This is a genomic window from Tenacibaculum todarodis (genome assembly GCF_001889045.1).
Lineage (GTDB): Bacteria > Bacteroidota > Bacteroidia > Flavobacteriales > Flavobacteriaceae > Polaribacter > Polaribacter todarodis.
Window position 1 is genome coordinate 197,309 of sequence record NZ_CP018155.1, and the last position, 22,740, is coordinate 220,048.

The 22,740-nt window shown below is 30.6% G+C and carries 20 protein-coding genes; 9 read left to right on the forward strand and 11 right to left on the reverse strand.

Annotated features, from left to right (window positions below):
* Window positions 1-9 precede the first annotated feature (9 nt).
* A complete protein-coding gene (locus tag LPB136_RS00955) occupies window positions 10-1,227 on the reverse strand; it encodes a transporter (RefSeq protein WP_072554343.1) in 1,218 nt (405 codons plus the stop codon).
* A gap of 136 nt (window positions 1,228-1,363) precedes the next feature.
* Here LPB136_RS00955 and LPB136_RS00960 point away from each other — a divergent pair, with 136 nt between their 5' ends.
* From LPB136_RS00960 to LPB136_RS00985, 6 genes are read left to right on the forward strand one after another with little or no spacing between them, the layout of a single operon-like run.
* Window positions 1,364-1,609: a DUF4834 family protein gene (locus tag LPB136_RS00960; RefSeq protein WP_072554344.1), complete on the forward strand. Its 246-nt coding sequence runs from the start codon at window positions 1,364-1,366 to the stop codon at window positions 1,607-1,609.
* A gap of 2 nt (window positions 1,610-1,611) precedes the next feature.
* The gene (locus tag LPB136_RS00965) at window positions 1,612-4,002 is read left to right on the forward strand and encodes a YfhO family protein (RefSeq protein WP_072554345.1); all 2,391 of its coding nucleotides are present in this window, start codon (window positions 1,612-1,614) and stop codon (window positions 4,000-4,002) included.
* Window positions 4,002-5,192, forward strand: coding sequence for a glycosyltransferase family 4 protein (locus LPB136_RS00970; RefSeq protein WP_072554346.1), 1,191 nt, complete (start codon window positions 4,002-4,004; stop codon window positions 5,190-5,192). The genes LPB136_RS00965 and LPB136_RS00970 overlap by 1 nt, the downstream gene beginning before the upstream one ends.
* Window positions 5,189-6,469 (forward strand): glycosyltransferase family 4 protein, encoded by a 1,281-nt coding sequence (locus LPB136_RS00975; protein WP_072554347.1) that lies wholly within the window; start codon window positions 5,189-5,191, stop codon window positions 6,467-6,469. The genes LPB136_RS00970 and LPB136_RS00975 overlap by 4 nt, the downstream gene beginning before the upstream one ends.
* Window positions 6,466-7,551 (forward strand): non-hydrolyzing UDP-N-acetylglucosamine 2-epimerase, encoded by a 1,086-nt coding sequence (gene wecB, locus LPB136_RS00980; protein WP_072554348.1) that lies wholly within the window; start codon window positions 6,466-6,468, stop codon window positions 7,549-7,551. Before LPB136_RS00975 ends, wecB begins: the two co-directional genes overlap by 4 nt.
* Before the next feature lies 1 nt (window position 7,552).
* Window positions 7,553-9,007, forward strand: a complete 1,455-nt coding sequence (locus LPB136_RS00985) for a lipopolysaccharide biosynthesis protein (protein WP_072554349.1) — start codon at window positions 7,553-7,555, stop codon at window positions 9,005-9,007.
* A gap of 137 nt (window positions 9,008-9,144) precedes the next feature.
* On the opposite strand, the gene LPB136_RS00990 is transcribed toward LPB136_RS00985, so the two are convergent.
* The 9 genes from LPB136_RS00990 to LPB136_RS01030 all read right to left on the reverse strand — a co-directional run bounded on the left by LPB136_RS00990 (window position 9,145) and on the right by LPB136_RS01030 (window position 17,250).
* Window positions 9,145-9,720, reverse strand: a complete 576-nt coding sequence (locus LPB136_RS00990) for a Crp/Fnr family transcriptional regulator (protein ID WP_072554350.1) — start codon at window positions 9,718-9,720, stop codon at window positions 9,145-9,147.
* A gap of 25 nt (window positions 9,721-9,745) precedes the next feature.
* The gene (locus LPB136_RS00995; protein ID WP_072554351.1) at window positions 9,746-10,363 is read right to left on the reverse strand and encodes a WbqC family protein; all 618 of its coding nucleotides are present in this window, start codon (window positions 10,361-10,363) and stop codon (window positions 9,746-9,748) included.
* A gap of 2 nt (window positions 10,364-10,365) precedes the next feature.
* Complete coding sequence (lepB, locus tag LPB136_RS01000; RefSeq protein ID WP_072554352.1) at window positions 10,366-11,949, reverse strand: signal peptidase I; 1,584 nt, start codon at window positions 11,947-11,949, stop codon at window positions 10,366-10,368.
* A gap of 68 nt (window positions 11,950-12,017) precedes the next feature.
* Window positions 12,018-12,719 carry a 4-hydroxy-tetrahydrodipicolinate reductase gene (gene dapB / locus LPB136_RS01005; RefSeq protein ID WP_072554353.1) on the reverse strand — a complete coding sequence of 234 codons (702 nt, stop codon included), beginning with the start codon at window positions 12,717-12,719 and terminating at the stop codon, window positions 12,018-12,020.
* Entirely contained in the window at window positions 12,720-13,298 is a 579-nt protein-coding gene (locus LPB136_RS01010; RefSeq protein ID WP_072554354.1) for a DUF5683 domain-containing protein, read from the reverse strand.
* The gene (locus tag LPB136_RS01015; protein WP_072554355.1) at window positions 13,299-14,186 is read right to left on the reverse strand and encodes a ParB/RepB/Spo0J family partition protein; all 888 of its coding nucleotides are present in this window, start codon (window positions 14,184-14,186) and stop codon (window positions 13,299-13,301) included.
* A gap of 1 nt (window position 14,187) precedes the next feature.
* Window positions 14,188-14,952 (reverse strand): ParA family protein, encoded by a 765-nt coding sequence (locus LPB136_RS01020; RefSeq protein ID WP_072554356.1) that lies wholly within the window; start codon window positions 14,950-14,952, stop codon window positions 14,188-14,190.
* A gap of 177 nt (window positions 14,953-15,129) precedes the next feature.
* A complete protein-coding gene (locus LPB136_RS01025) occupies window positions 15,130-16,593 on the reverse strand; it encodes an aminoacyl-histidine dipeptidase (protein ID WP_072554357.1) in 1,464 nt (487 codons plus the stop codon).
* A gap of 24 nt (window positions 16,594-16,617) precedes the next feature.
* Window positions 16,618-17,250: an NAD(P)H-dependent oxidoreductase gene (locus LPB136_RS01030; protein ID WP_072554358.1), complete on the reverse strand. Its 633-nt coding sequence runs from the start codon at window positions 17,248-17,250 to the stop codon at window positions 16,618-16,620.
* A gap of 121 nt (window positions 17,251-17,371) precedes the next feature.
* Here LPB136_RS01030 and LPB136_RS01035 point away from each other — a divergent pair, with 121 nt between their 5' ends.
* From LPB136_RS01035 to LPB136_RS01045, 3 genes are all read left to right on the forward strand, one after another.
* The gene (locus LPB136_RS01035) at window positions 17,372-18,643 is read left to right on the forward strand and encodes a DUF2851 family protein (RefSeq protein ID WP_072554359.1); all 1,272 of its coding nucleotides are present in this window, start codon (window positions 17,372-17,374) and stop codon (window positions 18,641-18,643) included.
* A 218-nt stretch (window positions 18,644-18,861) separates the two neighbouring features.
* Window positions 18,862-19,173, forward strand: a complete 312-nt coding sequence (locus LPB136_RS01040; RefSeq protein ID WP_072554360.1) for a transposase — start codon at window positions 18,862-18,864, stop codon at window positions 19,171-19,173.
* 174 nt (window positions 19,174-19,347) lie between these two features.
* Window positions 19,348-19,905: an REP-associated tyrosine transposase gene (locus LPB136_RS01045; RefSeq protein WP_072554361.1), complete on the forward strand. Its 558-nt coding sequence runs from the start codon at window positions 19,348-19,350 to the stop codon at window positions 19,903-19,905.
* Between the two features lie 266 nt (window positions 19,906-20,171).
* Here the strand turns inward: LPB136_RS01045 and LPB136_RS01050 are convergent, their stop codons facing one another.
* Window positions 20,172-22,625, reverse strand: a complete 2,454-nt coding sequence (locus LPB136_RS01050) for an alpha-ketoacid dehydrogenase subunit alpha/beta (protein ID WP_072554362.1) — start codon at window positions 22,623-22,625, stop codon at window positions 20,172-20,174.
* Window positions 22,626-22,740: the final 115 nt, after the last annotated feature.

Here is a 22,740-nt window from a genome sequence, read left to right on the forward strand (position 1 = left end):
TTAATGGTATTAACCGTTTTTCTTTTTATTTTTTCTGGCTTCTTTTTTAGCTTTTTTCTCGTCTTTCTTAATTTGTTTTTCGAGTTCTTTTACTTCTCTTTCTAGCTTTTCTTCTTCGGTTTCATCTTTTTTCTTTTTCTTTCCAAATAAGTTTGAGAAAAATCCGCCTTTTTTCTCTTTTTTTGTTACAGCTTTTTTACGTTGTCTTGTAGGTCTATCTCTTGTTCCATCAGTTTTAGAACTTGTTGTCGTTTTATTTTTCTTAGAAAATAAACCAAAACCATTAAATAAACGGCCAAAGAATCCTTTTTTAGCACCAAACTCAGTAGTGTTATCTCTTTTAATTTCATTTCCAAATTCATCAATTTCAATAAAACCATCTTGATGTCTGTCAATTCGATAAGAAACCCCTAAACTACCATAAAAACCAGTAACATTTTCTTGAAAAGTTCCTCTTGCTGATGCGTTAAATTGTAAATTTTTACTGAATAAATATGCCGCTCCAACACCTAAATTACTTTTGCTTTCTACATCGTTATACAATGCCTGATGTTCAACAAAACCAGACCAATAATCGTCAAAATTGTAGGTTGCTGTTACAATATGAGAAAACTCTGGTAAATCACTTCCAATGTAATCGTAATAAAAATTAGTTACTAAATTAAATTTATGAGAAAATTGATTTTGTAATAAAACTCCGGCTTTTGGTGTTATTCCACCACGGTTATGATAATCTGTTAATACGCTTCCAAAATTTGCTCCAGCATACACTGCTACAGCAGGAATTACTCTTTTCCAATCAAAAGCCATACGCTTTTTCCAGCTTCTAATTTCTTTAGATTTATCGGCATAAGTAGGTTGATAAACAAGATATTTAGCGCCCAATGTTAGCTGACTTATACCTGTTTCATTATAAGAAGATTCAAAAACATTTTTGAAAGCAATTTTATCTTTTTCGAAAGTTGTATTTACATTTAGCTCTAGTTTATCTAAAAAAAAGCTTGTTCTAAAAAGTAAATTTACACCCATTGCTTCTGGATTACTAAACAAAGGAACTGGATCTGCTTTTCGGTAAAATAATGTCGATTCTAATTGGTAAACACCTGTTCCAACACTATAAGGACTTTCAGAAAATCCTGGTCTGTTAGAGTTTATAACTTCAGTGTATTGTGCCTGAATTGTTAACGAAAAACAAATAATTAATAATAACCAACCTTTTTTTACCATAATGAGTTCAAAATTTTGAAGCTTTACAAACATACATTAAAAAAAAGCATTCTACAATGTAAGTTTTGTAACTTCTTAACGTTTAAATTGCGCTCAAATTGTTACTTTTGAAAGAATTATTTTATAAGATTAAGATTTGAAAACACTATTTATAATACTACTTATTTACATTGCATTTAAATATTTAGCCAGATTATTTGCACCATTTTTAATGAAGAAAATGGCAGAGAAAATGCAACAAAAAGCAGAACAACAATTCGGAGGTAAGAAAACACAACCAATTGTAAAAGAAGGAGAAACAATAATTGATAAAAATCCACAGAAAAATCAACAAAGCAGTAATGATGTTGGTGAGTATGTTGATTTTGAGGAAGTTGATTAATTATGGATTTTAAAAAACTAGTACCTTATTTTATAGCTGTTACAGTTTTTGTAATTGCTTCTTTAATTTATTTTAACCCAGTTTTAAGCGGAAAAAAAATTAAACAGAGCGACATTACACAGTTCTCTGGAATGGCAAAAGAAATAAAAGATTACAGGTTAAAGCACAATGATAAAGAACCTTATTGGACAGGAAGTGCTTTTAGCGGAATGCCAGCATATCAGGTAAGTACTTACTTTCCTAATGATTTTATACGATCAATAGATAAACTATTACGCTTTTTACCAAGACCAGCAGATTATGTTTTTCTATATTTCTTCGGATTTTTTCTACTATTAACAGCTTTAAAAGTTGAATGGAAATTGGCAATTCTAGGAGCATTGTCCTTTGGATTTTCAACTTATTTAATTATAATTTTTGGAGCTGGACATAATGCTAAGGCGCATGCAATAGCTTATATACCAGCTGTAATTGCAGGTGTTTTATATGTTTTTCAAAAAAGATATTTACTCGGATTTGTAATTGTTGGTTTAGCAATGGCGCTAGAAATTTATGCAAATCACCCACAAATGACCTATTATATGGGGTTTTGTTTGTTGATTTTAGGTGTTGTGGAGTTTGTTGAAGCAATAAAGAAAAAAGCGATAAAAACTTTTGCCAAACAAGCTGCAATAATTGTTGCCGCAATGTGTTTAGGAATTAGCGTAAATGCAACCCGTTTGCTTTCTATGAAAGAATATGCAGATTATAGTACTCGTGGAAAATCCGAGTTAACAATAAACCCAGATGGAAGTAAAAAAGAAGCATCCAAAGGTTTAGATAAAGCTTATATTACTGAATACAGCTACGGAATTGCAGAAACATTTAATTTAATGATTCCTCGTTTTATGGGAGGAGGAACTATTGAAGAATTAGGAGAAAGTTCTGAGTTTTATCAAACATTAAAAGCAAAAGCAGGAACAAAAACAGCTAGAGATTATTCCGAACAAGTTTTTACGTATTGGGGAAATCAACCAATAGTAGAAGCGCCAGCTTATATTGGAGCTATAATTTTCTTCTTATTTTTTCTCGGAATTTTTCTAGTTCGCGGAAAATTAAAATACTGGTTAGTAGCAGCAACTATTTTTTCGATTCTATTAAGTTGGGGGAAGAATTTTGCTGGAATCACTAACTTTTTTATTGATTATATCCCTCTTTATAACAAGTTTAGAGCGGTTTCATCCATACAAGTAATTGCAGAATTATGTGTTCCTTTATTAGGAGTTTTAGCACTTAGAAACTTTTTCTCATCAGAAATTTCTTCAGAAGAAAAGGGAAGTGCGCTTAAAAAAGCATTATATGTTGGAGGTGGAATTGCATTGTTTTTTATGCTCTTTGGGTCAAGTTTGTTTGCTTTTGAAGGTTTAAGAGATTCACAATATGCAGAATTACCAGAATTGATTGATGCTTTAATTTCTGATAGAAAATCAATGTTATTTAATGACAGCTTACGTTCATTAGTTTTAATTGTTTTATCAGCAGGATTGCTATGGTTTTTCTTAAAAAACAAAATAAAGCAGTTGCCAGTAATATTGGTTTTGGGCGCTTTAATTTTATTTGATTTAGTTTCGGTTGATATAAATTATGTAAATAAAGACGATTTTACTGCAGCAAGAAAAGTTTTAAAACCATTTACAGCGTCAGAAGCAGACAAGCAGATTTTAGAAGATAAAACACATTATAGAGTTGCTAATTTTACAGTAAATCCATTAAACGACGGTAGAACATCGTATTTCCATCAATCAATTGGTGGTTATCATGCTGCAAAAATGGGACGTTATCAAGAGTTGTTTGATTATCAAATAGCCAAAAATAACATGGAAGTATTAAATATGTTAAATACTAAATACTTTATTGTTGGCGCAGATCAAGTGCAATTTAATCCAGATGTAAATGGAAATGCATGGTTTGTTCAGAATTTAAAAATTGTAAACTCTACTAATGAAGAAATGCAAGCGTTGGATAGTTTACAAACGAAAAACCAAGCTGTAATTAAAGGTGATTTGGTTGGGAAATCATTTTTTGAAAAAGATTCAACCGCAACTATAAGCTTAATAAAATATGATGTTAATACCTTAACGTATGAATCGAAAGCAAGCCAAGAACAGTTTGCGGTTTTTTCAGAAATCTATTATAAAAATGGTTGGAATGCCTATGTTGATGGGAAATTAACGCCACATTATCAAGTTAATTATGTGCTTCGTGGAATGGTTGTTCCAGCAGGAAATCATACCATAGAATTTAAGTTTGAACCTACTGTTATTAAAACAGGAAATACCATTTCTTTAATTTCGTACGCGTTGTTATTATTAGTTCCAATTGGTTGGTTTTTCTTTGAAAAAAGAAAGCAATAATGAGAATAGGAATGATTTTAGATAGTAATTTTCCGCCAGATCCAAGGGTGGAAAACGAAGCTATTGAATTGATAAAACATGGTCATTCGGTATTGTTGTTTTGTTTAACTTATGGAAATGAACCTTCAGAAGAAATTATAAATGGAATAGAAGTAAAGCGTTATAACTCTAATAAGCTGGAATATAAATTATCTGCATTAGCGTACACAGTTTCTTTTTATCGGTTTTTTATGCAACCAAAAATAGCGGATTTTATTCAACAAAATAAGATAGAAGCATTGCATATCCATGATATAAGAATTGCAAAATCTGTTTTTAAAGCGAATAAAAAATACAAATTACCTATTGTTTTAGATTTGCATGATAATATGCCTGAAGTGATGAAATTGTATCCGCATTTGCAGAAATTTCCAGGAAAATATATTATTTCACCTAAAAAATGGAAGCAAAAAGAGGAGGAGTTTATTAAAAATGCAGACAAAGTTATTTCTGTTTCTCCAGAATTTATAGACAGCTTGGAAAATAGAATTCCTTCGGCTTCAAGTAAATTCGTTTTAGTGCCAAATACAATTCGGAAATCGTTTTTTGAGGATGCTAAAATTGAAGAATCAATTCTTAATAAGTATAAAACTGATTTTGTTATTTTATATGTTGGAGATACTCATCTGCGAAGAGGTTTACAAACCGCAATTAGCGCAATTCCGTTATTAAAAGATAAAATTAAAAATATTAAATTGGTAGTTGTTGGTAAAAACACAACAGATCCAATTTTAAAAAAGCAAGTTGCAGATTTAAAAGTTGAACAATTTGTAGATTTTGAAGGTTGGAAAAATGTATCTTTATTTCCAAGTTATATTATGTCGAGTTCGGTTTGTATTTCACCTTTGCATAGAAACAAGCAACATGATGTTGCGTATGCTAATAAAATTTTTCAGTATATGAGTTTTGCTAAACCATTGTTGGTGAGTGATGCAATTGCACAGAAGAAAATTGTTGAAGAAAATAATTGTGGTTTAGTGCATTTAGAAAAAGATGAAGTAGATTTTGCTGAAAAAGTCATAACTTTTTATAATGACGAAAACTTAAGAACAAGTTTAGGTGAAAACGGAGAGAGGTTTGTGAAAGAAGAGTTTTCTTGGGAACAAACATCAAAGAAGTTAATAGAGTTATACGATAACCTTAAGAATTGAAAGCCTTAATTATTACATATTATTGGCCTCCAGCAGGAGGAAGCGGTGTGCAGCGTTGGTTGAAGTTTGTAAAATATTTACAAAATTTTGATATTGAACCTATTGTTTATGTTCCTGAGAATGCACAGTATCCTATTAAAGATGTATCCTTAGAAAAGGATATTCCTGAAAATATTGAAATTCTAAAACTACCAATTTGGGAACCAAATAGCATTTTATCATTATTTAAAAAAGATAGTAAACAAAGTGCGGGTTTTTTAAATCCAAATCCGAGTTTTGTTGGTTCAATTTTACAAAAAATAAGAGCAAATTATTTTATTCCAGATGCACGTAAATTCTGGGTAAAACCTTCGGTTAAATTCTTAAAAAACTATCTTTCAAAAAATAATATAGATGTTGTAATAACAACAGGTCCGCCACACAGTTTACATTTAATTGGTCTTCAATTAAAAAAAGAATTAGGTGTAAAATGGATTTCAGATTTTAGAGATCCTTGGACAGATATCGATTATTTTCATCAATTACCATTATCAGAAAAAGCTAGAGCCAAACATCATCAACTAGAGCAAGAAGTTTTAAAAAACTCTGATGCTGTTTTAGTTGTTGGTAAAACAATGAAAGAGAATTATAAAAACTTTTCTGATAATATTCATGTCATTACAAACGGATTTGATTCCGAATTAAATGAAATAAAAGAGGTTGCATTAGATAAAAAATTCTCAATAACGCATATTGGAATGATGAATGCTGATAGAAACCCTCTAGTTTTATGGAAGGTTTTATCAGATTTATGTAAAGAAAATAAGGAGTTTGAACAAGATTTAGAAATAAAATTAATTGGTAAAATAGCTTCTGAAATTGATGAATCTTTAGAAGGATATCAACTTAAAAATATTGTAAAAATCGATTATTTACCTCATAATGAAGTAAAAGAATATCAACGGAAATCGCAAGTTTTATTGCTAGCTATAAATAATGTGCCAAGTGCAAAAGGTATTTTAACAGGAAAAATATTTGAGTATTTACAAGCTAAAAGACCTATTTTAGCAATTGGACCAGAAGATGGAGATTTAGCGGAAGTTTTAAATTCTACTAATTCAGGTAGTACTGTTGATTTTGAAAATAAAGACCAATTAAAATTAACGATTTTAAGATTATATTCTGCTTATAAAAATGGAGATTTAACTATAGAATCGAGTAATATTGAACAATTTCATCGTAAGAATTTAACGGAACAATTGTCAATAGTAATTAAAGACGTAGTAAATAAGGTTTGAAAAAAATAGTAACTATTTTAGGAGCAAGACCTCAGTTTGTAAAAGGAGCTGTTTTAAGTAGAATTATAGAAAAATATAAGTCTATTGAAGAGGTTATTATACATACAGGTCAACATTTTGATGAAAATATGAGTGCTATTTTCTTCAATGAAATGAATATTCCTAAACCAAAATACAACCTTAATGTAAATAGTCTTAGTCATGGAGCTATGACTGGCAAAATGCTTGAAAAGATTGAAGAAATTTTACTAACCGAAAAGCCAGATGCTGTCGTGGTTTATGGAGATACTAACTCTACAATCGCTGGGGCTTTAGCAGCAAAGAAATTACAGATAAAAGTTGTGCATATAGAAGCGGGTTTGCGTTCTTATAATATGCAAATGCCTGAAGAGGTTAATAGAATTTTAACGGATAGAATTTCTGATTTATTAAGTTGTCCAACAGATACTGCAATTAAAAATTTAGAAAAAGAAGGATTTAATAATTTGCCAAGTTGTATTGAAAAACATGGCGATATTATGAAAGATGCTGTTGAATATTATAGTGAAATGGCAGCAGAAAAATCAGCTATAATGGAAGATGAAAATTTGCAAAAAAACGAATTTGTTTTAGCAACAATTCATCGACAAGAAAATACAGATGATATCAATAAACTAAAAGATATATTTTCTGCTTTAGAGGAGATTCATAAAGAAAAGACTGTTGTTTTACCTTTGCATCCAAGAACAAAAAAAGTTCTAGACAAATATAATTTACAGCCTAAAATTACTTTTATAAATCCTGTTGGATATTTTGATATGTTAGTTTTATTAAAGAACTGTAAAATGGTTGTTACAGATAGTGGTGGACTACAAAAAGAGGCGTTTTTTAATAAAAAACACTGTATTATAGCAAGAGAAGAAACAGAATGGATTGAGTTAGTGGAACATGGTTTTGCGGATCTAACTGGAAGTAATCCAGAAAAAATAATGGATGCTTATGTTAAGTTTGATAAATCTGCTTTAAGTTTTAATAAAGAATTATACGGTTCTAATGTGGGGGGGAAAATTCATCAGTCTATAATTAATTTAATAGAAGAATAAATTGGGAATAATTTTAAAACAGTCTCTTAAAAATTCACTCATAATATATCTTGGGTTTATAGTTGGTGGTATAAACGTTCTTGTTTTATATCCAGAGATTTTAAAATCGGAATTTTATGGTTTGGTTGTGTATTTGCTTTCAGCTTCTAATTTAATAATGCCTTTGGCTGCTTTTGGTATTCATAATACCATTGTTAAATTTTATTCATCATATAGTGACAAAGAACAACAAGATAGGTTTTTATCAATTGCTATTATTTTACCCCTTTTTATTGCAATTCCACTAGGTTTTTTTTGGAATGAAATTCAAAATTGGATTTTAACTAAATTACCAACAGAGAATAAAATTGTAGAAAGTTATACGCTATCGATATATATAATTGCAATTTCTTGTGCTTATTTTGAAGTTTTTTATTCTTGGGCTAAAGTTCAGTTACAATCGGTCTTTGGTAATGTTTTAAAGGAATTTTATAATAGAGCTGTTGTGTGTTTATTGTTGCTTTCAATTTCTTTTGGATGGATTACAAAGCCTCAATTTATATGGGTTTTAACAGGTTTTTATGTCTTAAGAACACTGTTAATGATGTTTTATGCTTTCAAATTATATGCTCCAAAATTAACATTTCAACTACCAGATAACTTTAAAGAAGTACTTCGTTATTCAGGGTATATTATTTTAGCAGGAAGTGCCGGAGCCATAATTTTAGATATAGATAAGGTGATGATACCAAGTAAAGAGGTTGTTAATGTGGCTGCTTATTATGCGGTTGCGGTATTTATCGGTTCATTTATTGAAGCTCCAAGTAGGGCAATGTCTCAAATATTACAGCCTTTAACTTCAAAAACTTTAAATGAAAATAATCATTTCGAAGTTGAAAATTTATATAAAAAGAGTTCTATAAACTTATTGTTAATTGGTGGGTTATTCTTTTTACTAGTTAATTGTGGTGTTGTTGAGCTTTTTAAATTAATGCCAGAAAAAGGCTATTCAGAAGGTGTTTTAGTAGTTTTAATGATTTCTGTAGCTAAATTGTATAACATGTTCCTGGGAAATAATGGGGCAATTATTAATAACTCAAAATTCTATAGAATTGCATTACCAATTGGTGTTGGTATGGCTTTGTCTGTGTATTTCTTAAATAACTATTTATTCGAATTTTTTAGAACAGATGGATTTGCATTAGCAACATTAATAACTATTTTAGTTTTTAATACGCTAAAAATATTTTTTGTAAAATCTAAATTTAAGATGACTCCTTTTACTAATAAATCGGTACAATTGATATTGATTATTTTGTGTTTATTTTCAGCCTTTTATTTCTGGGATTTTCCATTTCATCCAATATTGAACATTGTTCTTAAAAGTATATTAATTGTAACAAGTTATTTGTTTGTGGTTCTAAAAATGAATATTTCACCAGAAATAGATAATCTAATTAAACGTTTTAGAAAGTAGTTTTTCTAGCAAAAAAATAAGGCCTATCAATTAAGATAGACCTTTTGAAGGGGAAACTCCTATTTCTAATATTTTTAGAAACGGGTTTGCAAATATAGGACATAACTTAAGTATTGTTCTAAACATAAGTTTATAAGTTACTTAGAGTATAAAGCTTTTCGAATTCTGCTAAATTGTATAGGAGTTATGTTTAAATAAGCTGCAACTTGATATAGCGGTATGTGTTTTTCAATATCTGGAGCAACTTTTTTAAGTTCAAGATATCGTTCAGTAGCGTTTAAGGTGCTTAAAGAATTTACTCTTCTTTCAATATTTATAAAAGCACTCTCTAAATTTTTAATATGTAAAAGTGCAATGTCATGATGCTTTTTGGTGAGTAGTATAAAAGTATCCCAATTCCCTTCAAACACTGTACAATCTGTAATACAAGCATAAGTAGAAGTTGCTGGTGTTTTTAATAATAATGAGGTAAGCGAGCAAAAAACTGATATTGGAATAAATATTGATCTAATATGTTCTTTACCTTTTTTATCTAAAGTATAACTTCTAGCAATGCCTTCTATTAATAAAAAAGTGTTTTTTGGTGTTTTGCCAGCTGCGTCTATTATTTCTCCTTTTTTGTATTTTTTTAAAGAGAAAAGATTTTCTAAATCCTTTATTGCTTCATCTGATAATTTTACTATTGAAGAAGCGTATTTTTTAACTGAACTCATTTGTAGCTGATAACGAAGAGGTTATCTACAAATGTAGCTTAATTTTTTCTAAAACACTAATCGCGTTTGGACCTTCCATAAAAAGTAAGTCTAACAGAGAAAGGTTGGGTAGAAAACCATGTTTGTCATCAAACATTTGAATGTATTGAGGTATTGTAATTTCAATTCCCTTTTTATCAATAGCTAAATTTCTAAAATCTTTTTCCTTCGGAAGTAACTCGTATTCTGTAGTTATTGAATAGTTTGATGGTAATTGTAATGCATCCGTTAATATTGAAAAAGTATCAATATTTACATCAATTAAAAAGGTGTATTCTTTTGTAAAAATTGGCATTAAATCATCAATGTAAAACTCAAAAAAAGGTGAAGTTCTATAAGCAGATTGTAGCGATTTTAAATGCTGACTTTGCCAAGGTGTAACGTTTTCAACTAATGTGTCTTTTGTCTTCTTTCTTCCTTCCGTTTTTGGGTGTTTAACAGGAATATTTAAAAGCTGTTTACCATTTGCACCATAAATATAACAACGGTTTCTGTACGTTTGTTTTTGAAAATTATCTTCAACCTCAAAAACAATATTTTCAGCATTTATGATTGCTGAATATTGCGAAATAGGAGAGAAGTATGTTGGTAAAAATAAACTCAAAGTTAGTCAGTTTTTTTTCTTCCTTTATAAAAACTATACCCAAAGTAGCTTGCAAATAATAAAATCACAACCCATAAGTAAGAAACAGGCTCTCCACTTCCATGAACAGTTGTAAACATTCTATCCCATCGAATAGATTTTATTTTATCAGAAAAGTTAAATATAGAAATATTAGGATCCCAACTCAACCAAATCATTACAGGTTTACCAACAACGTGGTCAAACGGAACATAACCCCAATTACGAGCGTCTAAAGAGTTTTGTCTGTTATCTCCCATTAACCAATAGTAATCTTGTTTAAAAGTGTAGCTATTAGCTTCTTTTCCGTTGATGTAAATTTTATCATTCATAACAACTAAATTATTGTTTTCGTATCGACCAATAATTTGCTCATAAAACGGAATTGATTTTGAATCTAAGGCAACAGTAACTCCTTTCTTCGGAATATAAATTGGTCCAAAATTATCTGAACTCCATTTGTATTGTGGATTGTGAGGAAAAACTGCTTTATCATAAAATCCAGCAGGTTTCAATTCTTTTGTTATGCTTTTTACCAATGAGTTATCAGCCATTGCAGCTGCTTCATCATCCGTTAAATTAAGAATGTACTTTCCATCTCTTGTGCCACCTTCTCTAACATTATACCTTTTAATAAAAGCTTGGCTAAATTGTTTCCCTTCTGTATCAACTTCAAAAAACCATTGCGGATTTGCTCTGTCAGGTAAAACAGTTTTTTTTCCGTTTATAAAAACATACCCATTTCTAACTTCCAAACTATCGCCAGGAATACCAACAGAACGTTTCACGTAATTTGTACGTTTGTCAATAGGTTTATACGTGTGTTTTCCAGATCTATCTCCCCACATAGAAGCTAAACTATCAACCGGCCAACTAAAAACAACTATGTCGTTTCTTTTTATTTTTTGAAAACCAGGAACACGCATATATGGTAAAGACAGTTTGTTTAAAAAGCCCTCTTTATCAGTATCATCAGATATAAAAGATTTTCCAATTACAGGAAGTGTATCGTGTACCATTGGCGCAGCTACTGTTGTCATTGGAACTCTAGCTCCGTAATGAAACTTGCTTACAAATAAATAATCTCCAACCCATAAAGTTTTTTCTAAAGATGAAGTTGGAATTGTGTACGGTTGCATAAAATAAGTATGCACTAAAGTAGCAGCAATAATTGCAAAAGAAATAGAACTTACCCATTCACCAAGATTAGATTGTGGTTTTAAACTTCTGCCTTCTTTGTGTTTTGTATTTGTAAAATAGTTGATATAGTAAATAAAGAAACCAAAAGTTATAATAGCTAAAATTGTGTGTAGCCTTTTATTGAAACCGAAACTTCTACAGGTTTCTACCCAAATTATTGGAAACATTAATAAGTTTACAATTGGTATAAAAAGTAAAATTACCCACCATTTTGGTCGGTTAATAATTTGCATTAAAACAACTGCATTATAAACTGGTACAGCTGCTTCCCAAGCTTGTCTTCCAGCTTTTACATATAATTTCCAAGTTCCTAAAAAGTGTACTACTTGTACTATTAGGAAAAATATAAACCATTCAAAAAATGTCATAATTCTAAATTTTTATTCCTTTTAAAGGATGTCAATTAGTAGTTTTAAATTGCTAATTGTTACGTTTTTTAACCAATGTTTAACACATCATTCATTGTGAAAACACCTGTTTTATTTTGAAGCCATTCTGCCGCAATAACTGCTCCTAATGCAAATCCTTGGCGGTTATGCGCTGTATGTTTAATATCAATAGTATCTACTTCAGAAGTATAAGAAACGGTATGTGTTCCAGGAACATCTGCTATTCTTTTAGCGATAATAGGAACAATTTCTTCGGAAGCTTCGCCGTCTAGCTCCCATTTAGTTCTGTTGGTGTTTTCTAAAACACCTTCCGCTAAAGTTATAGCTGTTCCGCTTGGAGCATCTAGTTTTTTTGTATGATGAATTTCTTCCATAGAAATGTTATAATCCTGTAAAGCATTCATCATTTTAGCGAGTTGTTTATTTAACTCAAAAAAGATGTTTACGCCTAAACTAAAGTTAGAAGCATAAATAAAAGCACCCTTTTTTTCTTTACAAAGATTAATAGCTTCATCATATTTTTCTAACCAACCGGTAGTTCCAGAAATTACTGGAACATTGTTGTTAAAACAATCTGAAATATTATTAAAAGCTGATGTTGGGACACTAAAATCAATAGCAACATCTGCTAAGGTAATGTCAATAACATCATCTTTGTCTTTTCTTATAACAATGTCATGTCCTCGAGAAATTGCGATTTTTTCAATCTCTTTTCCCATTCTTCCGTAACCTAGTAATGCAATCTTCATTTAAAAAGAATATTTTAATGAAAGTCCAACTTTTGGAGCTTCAACAAGCATTTTATCTGGCTGAAAAGTTGGTCTTATAGATAAATTATCATCGGTATTAAACTGTAAAAGGTGTGCGTTTACACTTGCTTCTACAATTTGTAAAACGTATAATAAAATACCCGTTAAAAGAGATAAATCTCTATTTTTTCTTAATGTTGTTTGTGCGCTTTCTAAACTTGCTGTAGATAAAATTAGAGAACCATCGTCTCTTGTAAATTCATCTTGTAAACCTTGTGCTCTAAGTTTAAAAGCTGTTCTGTATCTGTCGTATTCGTTTCCGTTGTCGATGTAAAAATAAGTAGCAGTACCAATTGCTGCCCAAACTAATGGCGCTTTCCAATACTTTTTATTGTAAATCTGCCCACCTCCAGGAAAAACTGCGGAATAAAAAGCAGCTTTAGAAGGTGAAAGTGGATTGTAAATACCTTCTTGGATAGATAATTCTTTTATTTTTATTGCTGTAGTATCAATTTGTGCGTTGGCAAATAAACTGCAACATAAAAAGCAAAAAACGAATATGTGTTTCGTGAAACTCACTTATTTTAATAAGTTTTTAATTCGATTAAAATCTTCTTCAGAATGAAAAGGAATAGAGATTTTACCTTTTCCATTACTACTTACAGAAACGTCAATTTTGTGTCCAAAGTATTCGCTAATATCTTTTACACTTTCCTTAACAAATTTAGGAAGTTGTTTCTTTTTAGCTGGTTTTGTAACTTTTCCTGTTTTTAAAGTTTTTACTAATTCTTCAGTTTGTCTAACCGATAATTTTTCTCGTAAAACTTTCTCGTAAATATTTAATTGGTCTTCCGTACTTTCAACGTTAATAAGAGCTCTTCCATGACCCATTGAAATAAATCCGTCTCGCATTCCTGTTTGTACAATTGGATCTAATTTTAACAATCTTAAGTAGTTTGTTACTGTTGATCTTTTTTTACCAACACGCACACTCATTTCTTCTTGCGTTAAATTAATTTCATCAATTAAACGTTGGTAAGAAAGTGCTACTTCAATTGGATCTAAATTTTTACGTTGTATGTTTTCAACCAATGCCATTTCTAGCATTTCTTGGTCGTTTGCAATTCTTATGTAAGCAGGAACCGTTTTGTTTCCTATTAATTTTGAAGCTCTAAATCTACGTTCTCCAGATACTAATTGAAATTTGTCTTCTGCTAATTTACGAACTGTAATTGGCTGAATTACACCTAGTTCTCTAATAGAACTCGCTAATTCTCTAAGTGCTTCTTCGTCAAAATAAGTTCTTGGTTGATACGGGTTTACATCAATAAGATTTAAATCTATTTCAATAATACTTCCAACAACTTTATCTGCATTTTCATCTGAAGCTGCAATAACGTTACTAGTTTCTTTCAATAAGGCAGATAATCCTCTTCCTAAAGCTTGTTTTTTAGTTGCCTTTGCCATTTTATGCGTTCTTTTTTAAAAGTTCGTTTGCCAAATTTAAGTAATTTACAGCACCTTTACTTGTTGCATCGTATGCAATTATACTTTCTCCATAACTTGGTGCTTCCCCAAGACGTGTATTTCTTCTAATAATTGTGTCAAAAACCATAGAGCTAAAGTGTTTCCTAACTTCATCTACAACTTGATTAGAAAGACGTAAACGAGAATCGAACATGGTTAATAATAAACCTTCAATGTCTAATTCTGGGTTGTGTATTTTTTGTACACTTTTTATAGTGTTTAATAATTTTCCTAAACCTTCCAAAGCAAAATATTCACATTGAATTGGAATAATAACAGCATCTGCTGCAACCAATGAGTTTAAAGTGATTAAACCTAATGATGGTGCGCAATCTATTAAAATATAATCGTAATTGTCTTTAATTTCTTCAACCGCTTTTTTAAGCATGTATTCGCGGTTTTCTTTATCTACTAATTCAATTTCAATAGCAACTAAATCAATATGCGCAGGAATAATATCTACGTTAGGCGAGTTAGTTTCTATAATAGCTTCCTTTGCAGAAATAGTATGTTCTAAAACCTGATAGGTTCCAAATTCAACACTTTCTACATCAATACCTAACCCAGATGAAGCATTTGCTTGTGGATCTGCATCAATTAATAAAACTTTCTTTTCTAAAACACCTAAAGACGCAGCGAGGTTAACGGTAGTTGTAGTTTTTCCAACACCGCCTTTTTGATTTGCTATTGCTATTATTTTTCCCATTAAAATAGTTCGATTACTAAACAGTAAAAATACAATTTATTGTAGTTTTTTAAAGAGAAAGATGTTAATAAAATTACAAAAACATAAGGTGCTAAAAATCAACACGTTGTGTTGATTTGTAAACAATTTAAGTACAAAAAAAACCGAAGTGTTAACTTCGGTTTTAGAGTTGTTTTTTTAATTTTTCTTCGGAATGTTTTTAAGAATTTCTAATAAGAATTTCCAAAATTTTTGAGTTGAAGAAATTTGAGCGCGTTCATCAGGAGAGTGAGCTCCTTTTATATTTGGGCCAAAAGAAACCATGTCTACATTTGGGTAATTTTGTCCTAAAATTCCGCATTCTAAACCTGCATGACATGCAGCAACGTTCGCTTTTTCTCCATGTAATTCTTCGTAAATATTGGCTACAAGATTTACAATTTCCGAATTTACATTAGGTTGCCAACCAGGATAATTACCGGAAAGTTCTACAGAAAAACCAGCCAATTCAAAAGCAGCGCGTAGAGAATTTGCTAAATCATATTTATTAGTTTCTGAAGAAGAACGCGTTAAACATCCAATTTTTATTGCTCCATCTTTTACGATAACTCGTGCAATATTGTTCGAAGTTTCAACAAGACCTTCAATATCTGGACTCATTCTATAAACACCATTTAAAGCGCTGTAAATAGCTTTTATAAACCCTTCTTGAACTCCTAAATCCATTACCTTTTCTGGTGAAGAAATTTCTTTTAATTCTACAGAAAGATTTGGTTCTAATGTTAAGAACTCGTTTTTTATAGTGTTGATAAGTTCATTTAATTCAAACAAAAAAGGTTCTTTAGAAACCGTGTCAATTACTACGGAAGCAAAGCTTTCACGTGGAATTGCGTTACGTAAACTTCCTCCGTTAATTTCAGCAACACGTAAACCAAAATGCTCAAAACCGTTGTATAATAAACGATTCATAATTTTGTTGGCGTTTCCTAAGCCTTTAATAATATCCATTCCAGAATGACCGCCATTTAAACCTGTTACAGAAATAGAAAAAGCAGTTGTGTTTTTTGGGGTTTCTTCTTCTGTGTAATTTCTTGTTGCTGTAAGATCTATTCCTCCAGCGCAACCCATTCCAATTTCATCGTCTTCTTCCGTGTCAAGGTTTAATAAAATTTCACCTTGTAAAACACCAGCTTCAAGACCCATTGCACCTGTCATTCCTGTTTCTTCATCAATAGTAAATAACGCTTCAATTGCTGGATGCACAATGTCTGTTGAAGATAAAATTGCCATAATTGCTGCAACTCCTAATCCGTTGTCAGCGCCTAAAGTTGTTCCTTTTGCTTTAACCCAATCTCCCTCAATAAACATTTTAATTCCTTCTTTGTCGAAGTCAAAAATGGTATCAGAATTTTTTTGGTGCACCATATCTAAATGCCCTTGCATAACCACCATTTTTCTGTCTTCCATTCCGGCAGAAGCAGGTTTTCTTATGATTACATTTCCAACTTTATCGGTAAAAGTTTCTAAACCAAGACTTTTTCCGAAGTTAACGGCAAATTCAATTACACGTTCTTCCTTTTTTGAGGGACGGGGAACTGCGTTTAAATCTGCAAAGTGATTCCAAACTATTGTTGGTTCTATATTTCTTATTTCTGAACTCATTGTAATAAATTTTTACGTGTAAATTTAGTTGATTTCGATGATAACATCATTCGTTTCTTTTCTAACTTTTTTTAGGTCTTTCATATAGCAGTCTTCAGCTCTAAAACCAACTGGTAAAACTAAGATTGATGTTAAGTTTTGTTGATTTAAGCCTAAAGCTTCGTCATATTTTTCTGCAATAAAACCTTCCATTGGGCAAGAATCTATTTGTTCAATAGCGCAAACGGTTAAAAGATTCCCCATAGCTAAATAAGCTTGGTTTTTATTCCATTGAAATAGCTCTTCTTGTGTTTTTTTATCAATATCGCCCATTAAATATTCTTTAAATGGATTTATTATTTCATCTGGCGTATTTCTAATTTTTTTTACCAAATCAAAATATTCTTCAATAGCAGCATTTGAATATTTTTTTGGAATACAAAAAACTAAAACATGCGATGCTTGTTCCACTTGTGGTTGATTCCAAGAATGTGCTACTAATGTTTTCTGAATGTCTTTATTTTGAACAACAACTAACTTAATGGGTTGTAATCCGTAAGAAGTTGCCGTTAAGTTAAACGCTTCTTTTAAGGTATTGATTTGTGCAGAAGAAAGCAGTTTTTTATCGTCAAATTTTTTAACAGCATAACGCCATTGTAAACTTTCTATACTATTCATTGTATAATTTTATGCTGCAAAAATAAGCTAATATTACTCAACCTAAAAACAGATTGGTATTGTTTAAGTTGATATGCCTATAAATTTATTTTTTGTAAATTGACTATCAAAAAGCTATAAAATGAAAGAAGATTTTCTGCACTACGTTTGGCGGTATAAATTAATTGCTTCTGCTGAAATTGAAACTACTAAAAATGAAGAAATTGAAATTTTAAATCCAGGAGTCTATAATACAAATTCTGGACCCGATTTTTTGAATACTCAGTTAAAAATTAATAAGCAACTTTGGGTTGGTAATGTCGAAATTCATTTAAATTCTTCAGATTGGTACTTGCACAAACATGAAGAGGATGTTAATTATGACGCTGTAATTTTACATGTTGTTTGGCAGCACGATGTTGAAGTTTTTATGAAGGATAATTCGCCAATACCAACTTTAGAATTAAAAGGATTAATTGATAACAATTTACTTAAAAGCTATCAGAATTTATTTTCTAAACAACAACGTTGGATTCCTTGTGAAAATCAAATTAGTGAGGTCGATAAATTTGTTGTTAATAATTGGTTAGAGCGCTTGTATTTTGAACGTTTAGAACGAAAATCTAGTGTTATTGAGGAGCTTTTAAATAAATCTAATTCAGATTACGAAGCTGTTTTATTTCAATTATTAGCTAAAAACTTTGGATTGAAAACAAATGCAGAAGCTTTTTTAAGTTTGGCGACTTCGTTAGATTTTTCTGTAGTTAGAAAAGAGTCGTTTAATGCTGAAAGTTTGGAGGCGTTGTTGTTTGGGCAAGCTGGTTTTTTAGAAGAGGTTGCTGAAGAAAATTATCAAAATGAATTAAAGAAAGAATACGAATATTTAAAACATAAACACAAATTATCTCCAATTGCTAATCGACAATTTCAGTTCTTCAGAATGCGCCCAAATAATTTCCCAACAATTAGAATTGCACAATTAGTTTCCTTATTCAATAAACATCAAAATTTGTTTTCTAAATTGATTGAAGTTACCAAAATGGAAGATTTCTACAGTTTACTTTCTGTTGAAGTAAATGAATTTTGGAAAACACATTATACGTTTGAAACAACTTCAAAAAAATCGCCCAAAAAACTAACAAAATCGTTTATAGATTTACTGTTGATTAATACAATTATTCCGTTAAAATTTCAATACTTAAACAGTAGAGGAGAAGTAGATGAAGAAGACTTTTTACAGTTAATTCAACAATTAAAACCTGAGAAAAACACAATTATATCTAAGTTTTCTGATTTAAAAATTAGTGCTAAAAATGCTTTTGAAAGTCAGGCTTTGTTAGAGCTTAAAAACAACTATTGCGCACCGAAACAATGTTTACAGTGCGCAATAGGAAAAACTATTCTTAAGAAATAATAATGTGTTATTTAGGGTCTAAAATTGAATTAATTTTGGCTAAACAATCTCTGTAATGGTATTTTGTTATACGCAACGCTAGCGCTCGTTTACAACGAGTGACCAAAAAGATTGGTTTAAAAAAGTATTAACGGTACTCGTTACAAACGAGCACTAGCGTTTACGTGAAATAAATAAACTTAAAACAATAAATTATTTTTTTTGTATTTTTAGATTCTATGAACAGAAAATATAAATCTGCATTATACCTTGTAAGTTTTGCTACTGTAAATTGGATAGAAGTTTTTACAAGGCAAGTCTATTTTAATGTTTTGGCAGAAAGTATAAATTTTTACAGAGTTAAAAAAGGAATGGAATTATATGCGTATTGTTTTATGCCAAGCCATGTACATTTATTATTTAGATCTTCTAATGAGCAACCCATGGAATTATTAAGAGATTTTAAAAAATATACTGCAAAAAAAACTAATAGAAACTATCCAAAACAATCCACAAGAAAGCAGAAAAGAATTACTGTTATGGTTGTTTGAAAGAGTAGGAAAAAAGAAAGGTAATGTGTCTAAATATCCCCGCTAGCGCTCGTTTGTTACGAGTGACCATAAAGATTAGCTTAAAAAGCATTAACGGTACTCGTTACAAACGAGCACTAGCTTTTACGTGAAATAATTAAACTTAAAATATTTTTTTTTGTATTTTTAAGTGCTATGAGTAGAAAATATAAATTTCATAATAAATCTGCATTGTATTTTGTAAGTTTTGCTACCGTAAATTGGATGGAAGTTTTTACTAGACAAGTCTATTTTAATGTATTGGCAGAGAGTGTAGATTTCTGTAGATCAAAAAAAGGTATGGAATTATATGCCTATTGTTTTATGCCAAGTCATGTCCATCTTTTATTTAGGTCTTCTAATGAACAACCTATGGAGTTATTAAGAGATTTTAAAAAACACACTGCAAAAAAACTAATAGAAGCTATACAAAACAATCCTCAAGAAAGTAGAAAAGAATTATTGTTATGGTTGTTTGAAAGAGCTGGTAAAAAGAAAGGTAATGTTTCAAAATATCAATTTTGGCAACACAACAATCAACCAATAGAATTATGGAGTGAGAAAGTAATTAAACAAAAAATAGATTACATTCATAAAAATCCTGTAGCCCTTGGTTTTGTAACAAGCCCAATAGATTGGAAATATTCTAGTGCAAGAAATTTTCAAGATGACCATACCGTTTTACAAATTGACGAAACTGGTTTTTTAGCATAAAATTAATAGGTTACTACTCTCAAATATACTAGTATTAACTAAATGTTGATTATATAAGAGTAAGCGCGTTAGGGATTGAAGTGGCATCCTTTTTGTTTTTTTTGCAAAAAGATATAACGGAAAGCCCGACCTTTAGGTAACGCCCAATTAATAAAAATTAAAGTGCTTTGTTTTGTGTATGACTCCTTATTTAGGCTTTTAAACGATGTTTAAATGCGTATTTTAATTGTTTTGGTGAAATTCTAAAATAAGTTAAAAATGATAATTTAATACAAACTTTTAAATTTATTAGGGTTTACCTCATGCATCATTTCATATACTTTTTCAAAAATATCTTCTGCGGAAGGCTTGGAGAAATAATCTCCATCTGTACCATAAGCAGGTCTATGCGCTTTGGCTGTTAATGTTTGTGGTTTGCTATCTAAATATTGATAACCATTTTGATTTTCTAAAATTTCTTGTAATAAATATGCTGATGCTCCACCAGGAACATCTTCGTCAATAACTAATAATCTGTTTGTTTTTGCTACAGATTTTACAGTATCATGATTAATATCAAAAGGTAATAAACTTTGCGCATCAATAATTTCAATTTCAATACCAACTTGCGATAAATCTTTAGCTGTTTCTTGAACAATTCTTAATGTAGAACCGTAAGAAATTACTGTCATGTCACTTCCTTCTTTAAGAGTTTCAGTAACACCAATTGGAGTTTTATACCTACCAATATTTGTTGGCATTTTTTCTTTTAAACGATACCCATTTAAGCACTCAATTACTAAAGCAGGATCGTCTCCTTCTAATAATGTATTATAGAAACCAGCAGCTTGCGTCATGTTTCTTGGAACTAAAACGTGGATTCCGCGAAGGTTGTTAATTATTCCGCCCATTGGAGAACCAGAATGCCAAATACCTTCTAATCTATGTCCACGAGTTCTAATAATTAACGGCGCTTTTTGTTTTCCGAAAGTTCGGTATCGAAGCGTTGCTAAATCATCACTCATAATTTGAAGAGCATATAATAAGTAGTCTAAATATTGAATTTCTGCAATTGGGCGTAAACCACGCATTGCCATTCCTATTCCTTGACCTAAAATAGTTGCTTCTCTAATTCCGGTATCTGAAACTCTAAGTTCTCCAAATTTTTCTTGTAAACCTTCTAAACCTTGATTTACATCTCCAATATAACCTGCATCTTCTCCAAAAATTAATACTTCTGGGTGTTTAGATAAAATTTCGTTGAAGTTGTCTCTCATAATTACACGAGCGTCAACTAGATTTTCTTCTGCTCCATAGGTTGGCTTTACAGGAGTTACATTGGTTGTTTTATATGATGTTTCACTGATTAAATGTGAAGAGTATTTAATTTCGGCGTTTTTGGTTGCATTTTTAATAAAATTCTGTAATTCAATTTTCTCAGCAAAATGTTCTTCTCTTAAGTAACGTAGTACTTTACGACACGCAACCAAAACATCTTTTCTTACAGGTTCTATTATTGCTTCAAGGTCGTTTTTGTATTTTGTTATAAAAGTACCGTTACTACTCTTTTTAGCAATTCTTTCAAATAAGTTTCCAGCAGAAATTAATTCTACTTTAATTTCATTTAAATAAGAGTTCCAAGCGTTTCTTTTTGCTGCAGAAACTTCTTTCTTAGCGCTTTTCTCTATATTGATTAATTCTTCTTCAGAATCTACAAATTTTAAACTTCCTCCGTTTCCATCACCAAGTTCAAAATTTAAAATCCAATTACGCATTTGTGTAATACAGTCAAAATCTTTTTCCCATTTTAAACGTTCTGGAGTTTTGTATCTTTCATGTGAGCCAGAAGTAGAGTGCCCTTGAGGTTGTGTTAATTCTTTAACATGAATTAAAACAGGTGTATGATGTGTTCTTGCAATTTCTGAAGCTCTGTTATATACATCAATAAGTTGTACATAATCCCATCCATTAACTACAAAGATTTCGTAACCGTTAGTGTCTTTTTCTTTTTGAAAACCTTTTAATATTTCTGAAATACTTTCTTTGGTTGTTTGGTGTTTAGCGTGTACAGAAATTCCGTACTCATCATCCCAAACATTCATTACCATTGGTACTTGTAAAACTCCTGCGGCATTTATTGTTTCAAAAAATAAACCTTCAGATGTGCTTGCGTTACCGATTGTTCCCCAAGCAACTTCGTTTCCTTTATCAGAAAAATCAGTAAAATTTTCTAATCCTTTTACGTTTCTATAAATTTTTGAAGCTTGTGCTAAACCTAATAAACGAGGCATTTGACCTGCAGTTGGAGAAATATCTGATGAAGAATTTTTTTGCTGAGTTAAGTTTTTCCAATCGCCATTTTCATCTAGAGAATGTGTAGCGAAATGACCGCCCATTTGCCTACCTGCAGACATTGGTTCAATCTTAATATCGGCATGCGCATATAAACCAGCGAAAAATTGTTGTGGATTTAACTCACCAATTGCCATCATAAAAGTTTGATCTCTATAATAACCAGATCTAAAATCTCCGTTTTTAAAAGACTTGGCCATAGCTAATTGAGGTACTTCTTTACCGTCTCCAAAAATACCAAACTTAGCTTTACCAGTTAAAACCTCTCTACGTCCTAATAAACTACATTCTCTACTAAGTCTTGCGATTTTGTAATCTTTTAAGACTTCGTTTTTAAAATCGTTAAAAGATATTTGTTCAGCGGTAAGGTTTGCGTGTTTTGTAGCCATAGATGTCTATATTTTTTGCTTCAATGCAAAAGTACGTTTTTTAGTTGAATTTTAGAAATATAAAAGCTTTATTACGAATATCGTAATATTATAGTGGTTTAAGAGTGTTTTGTTG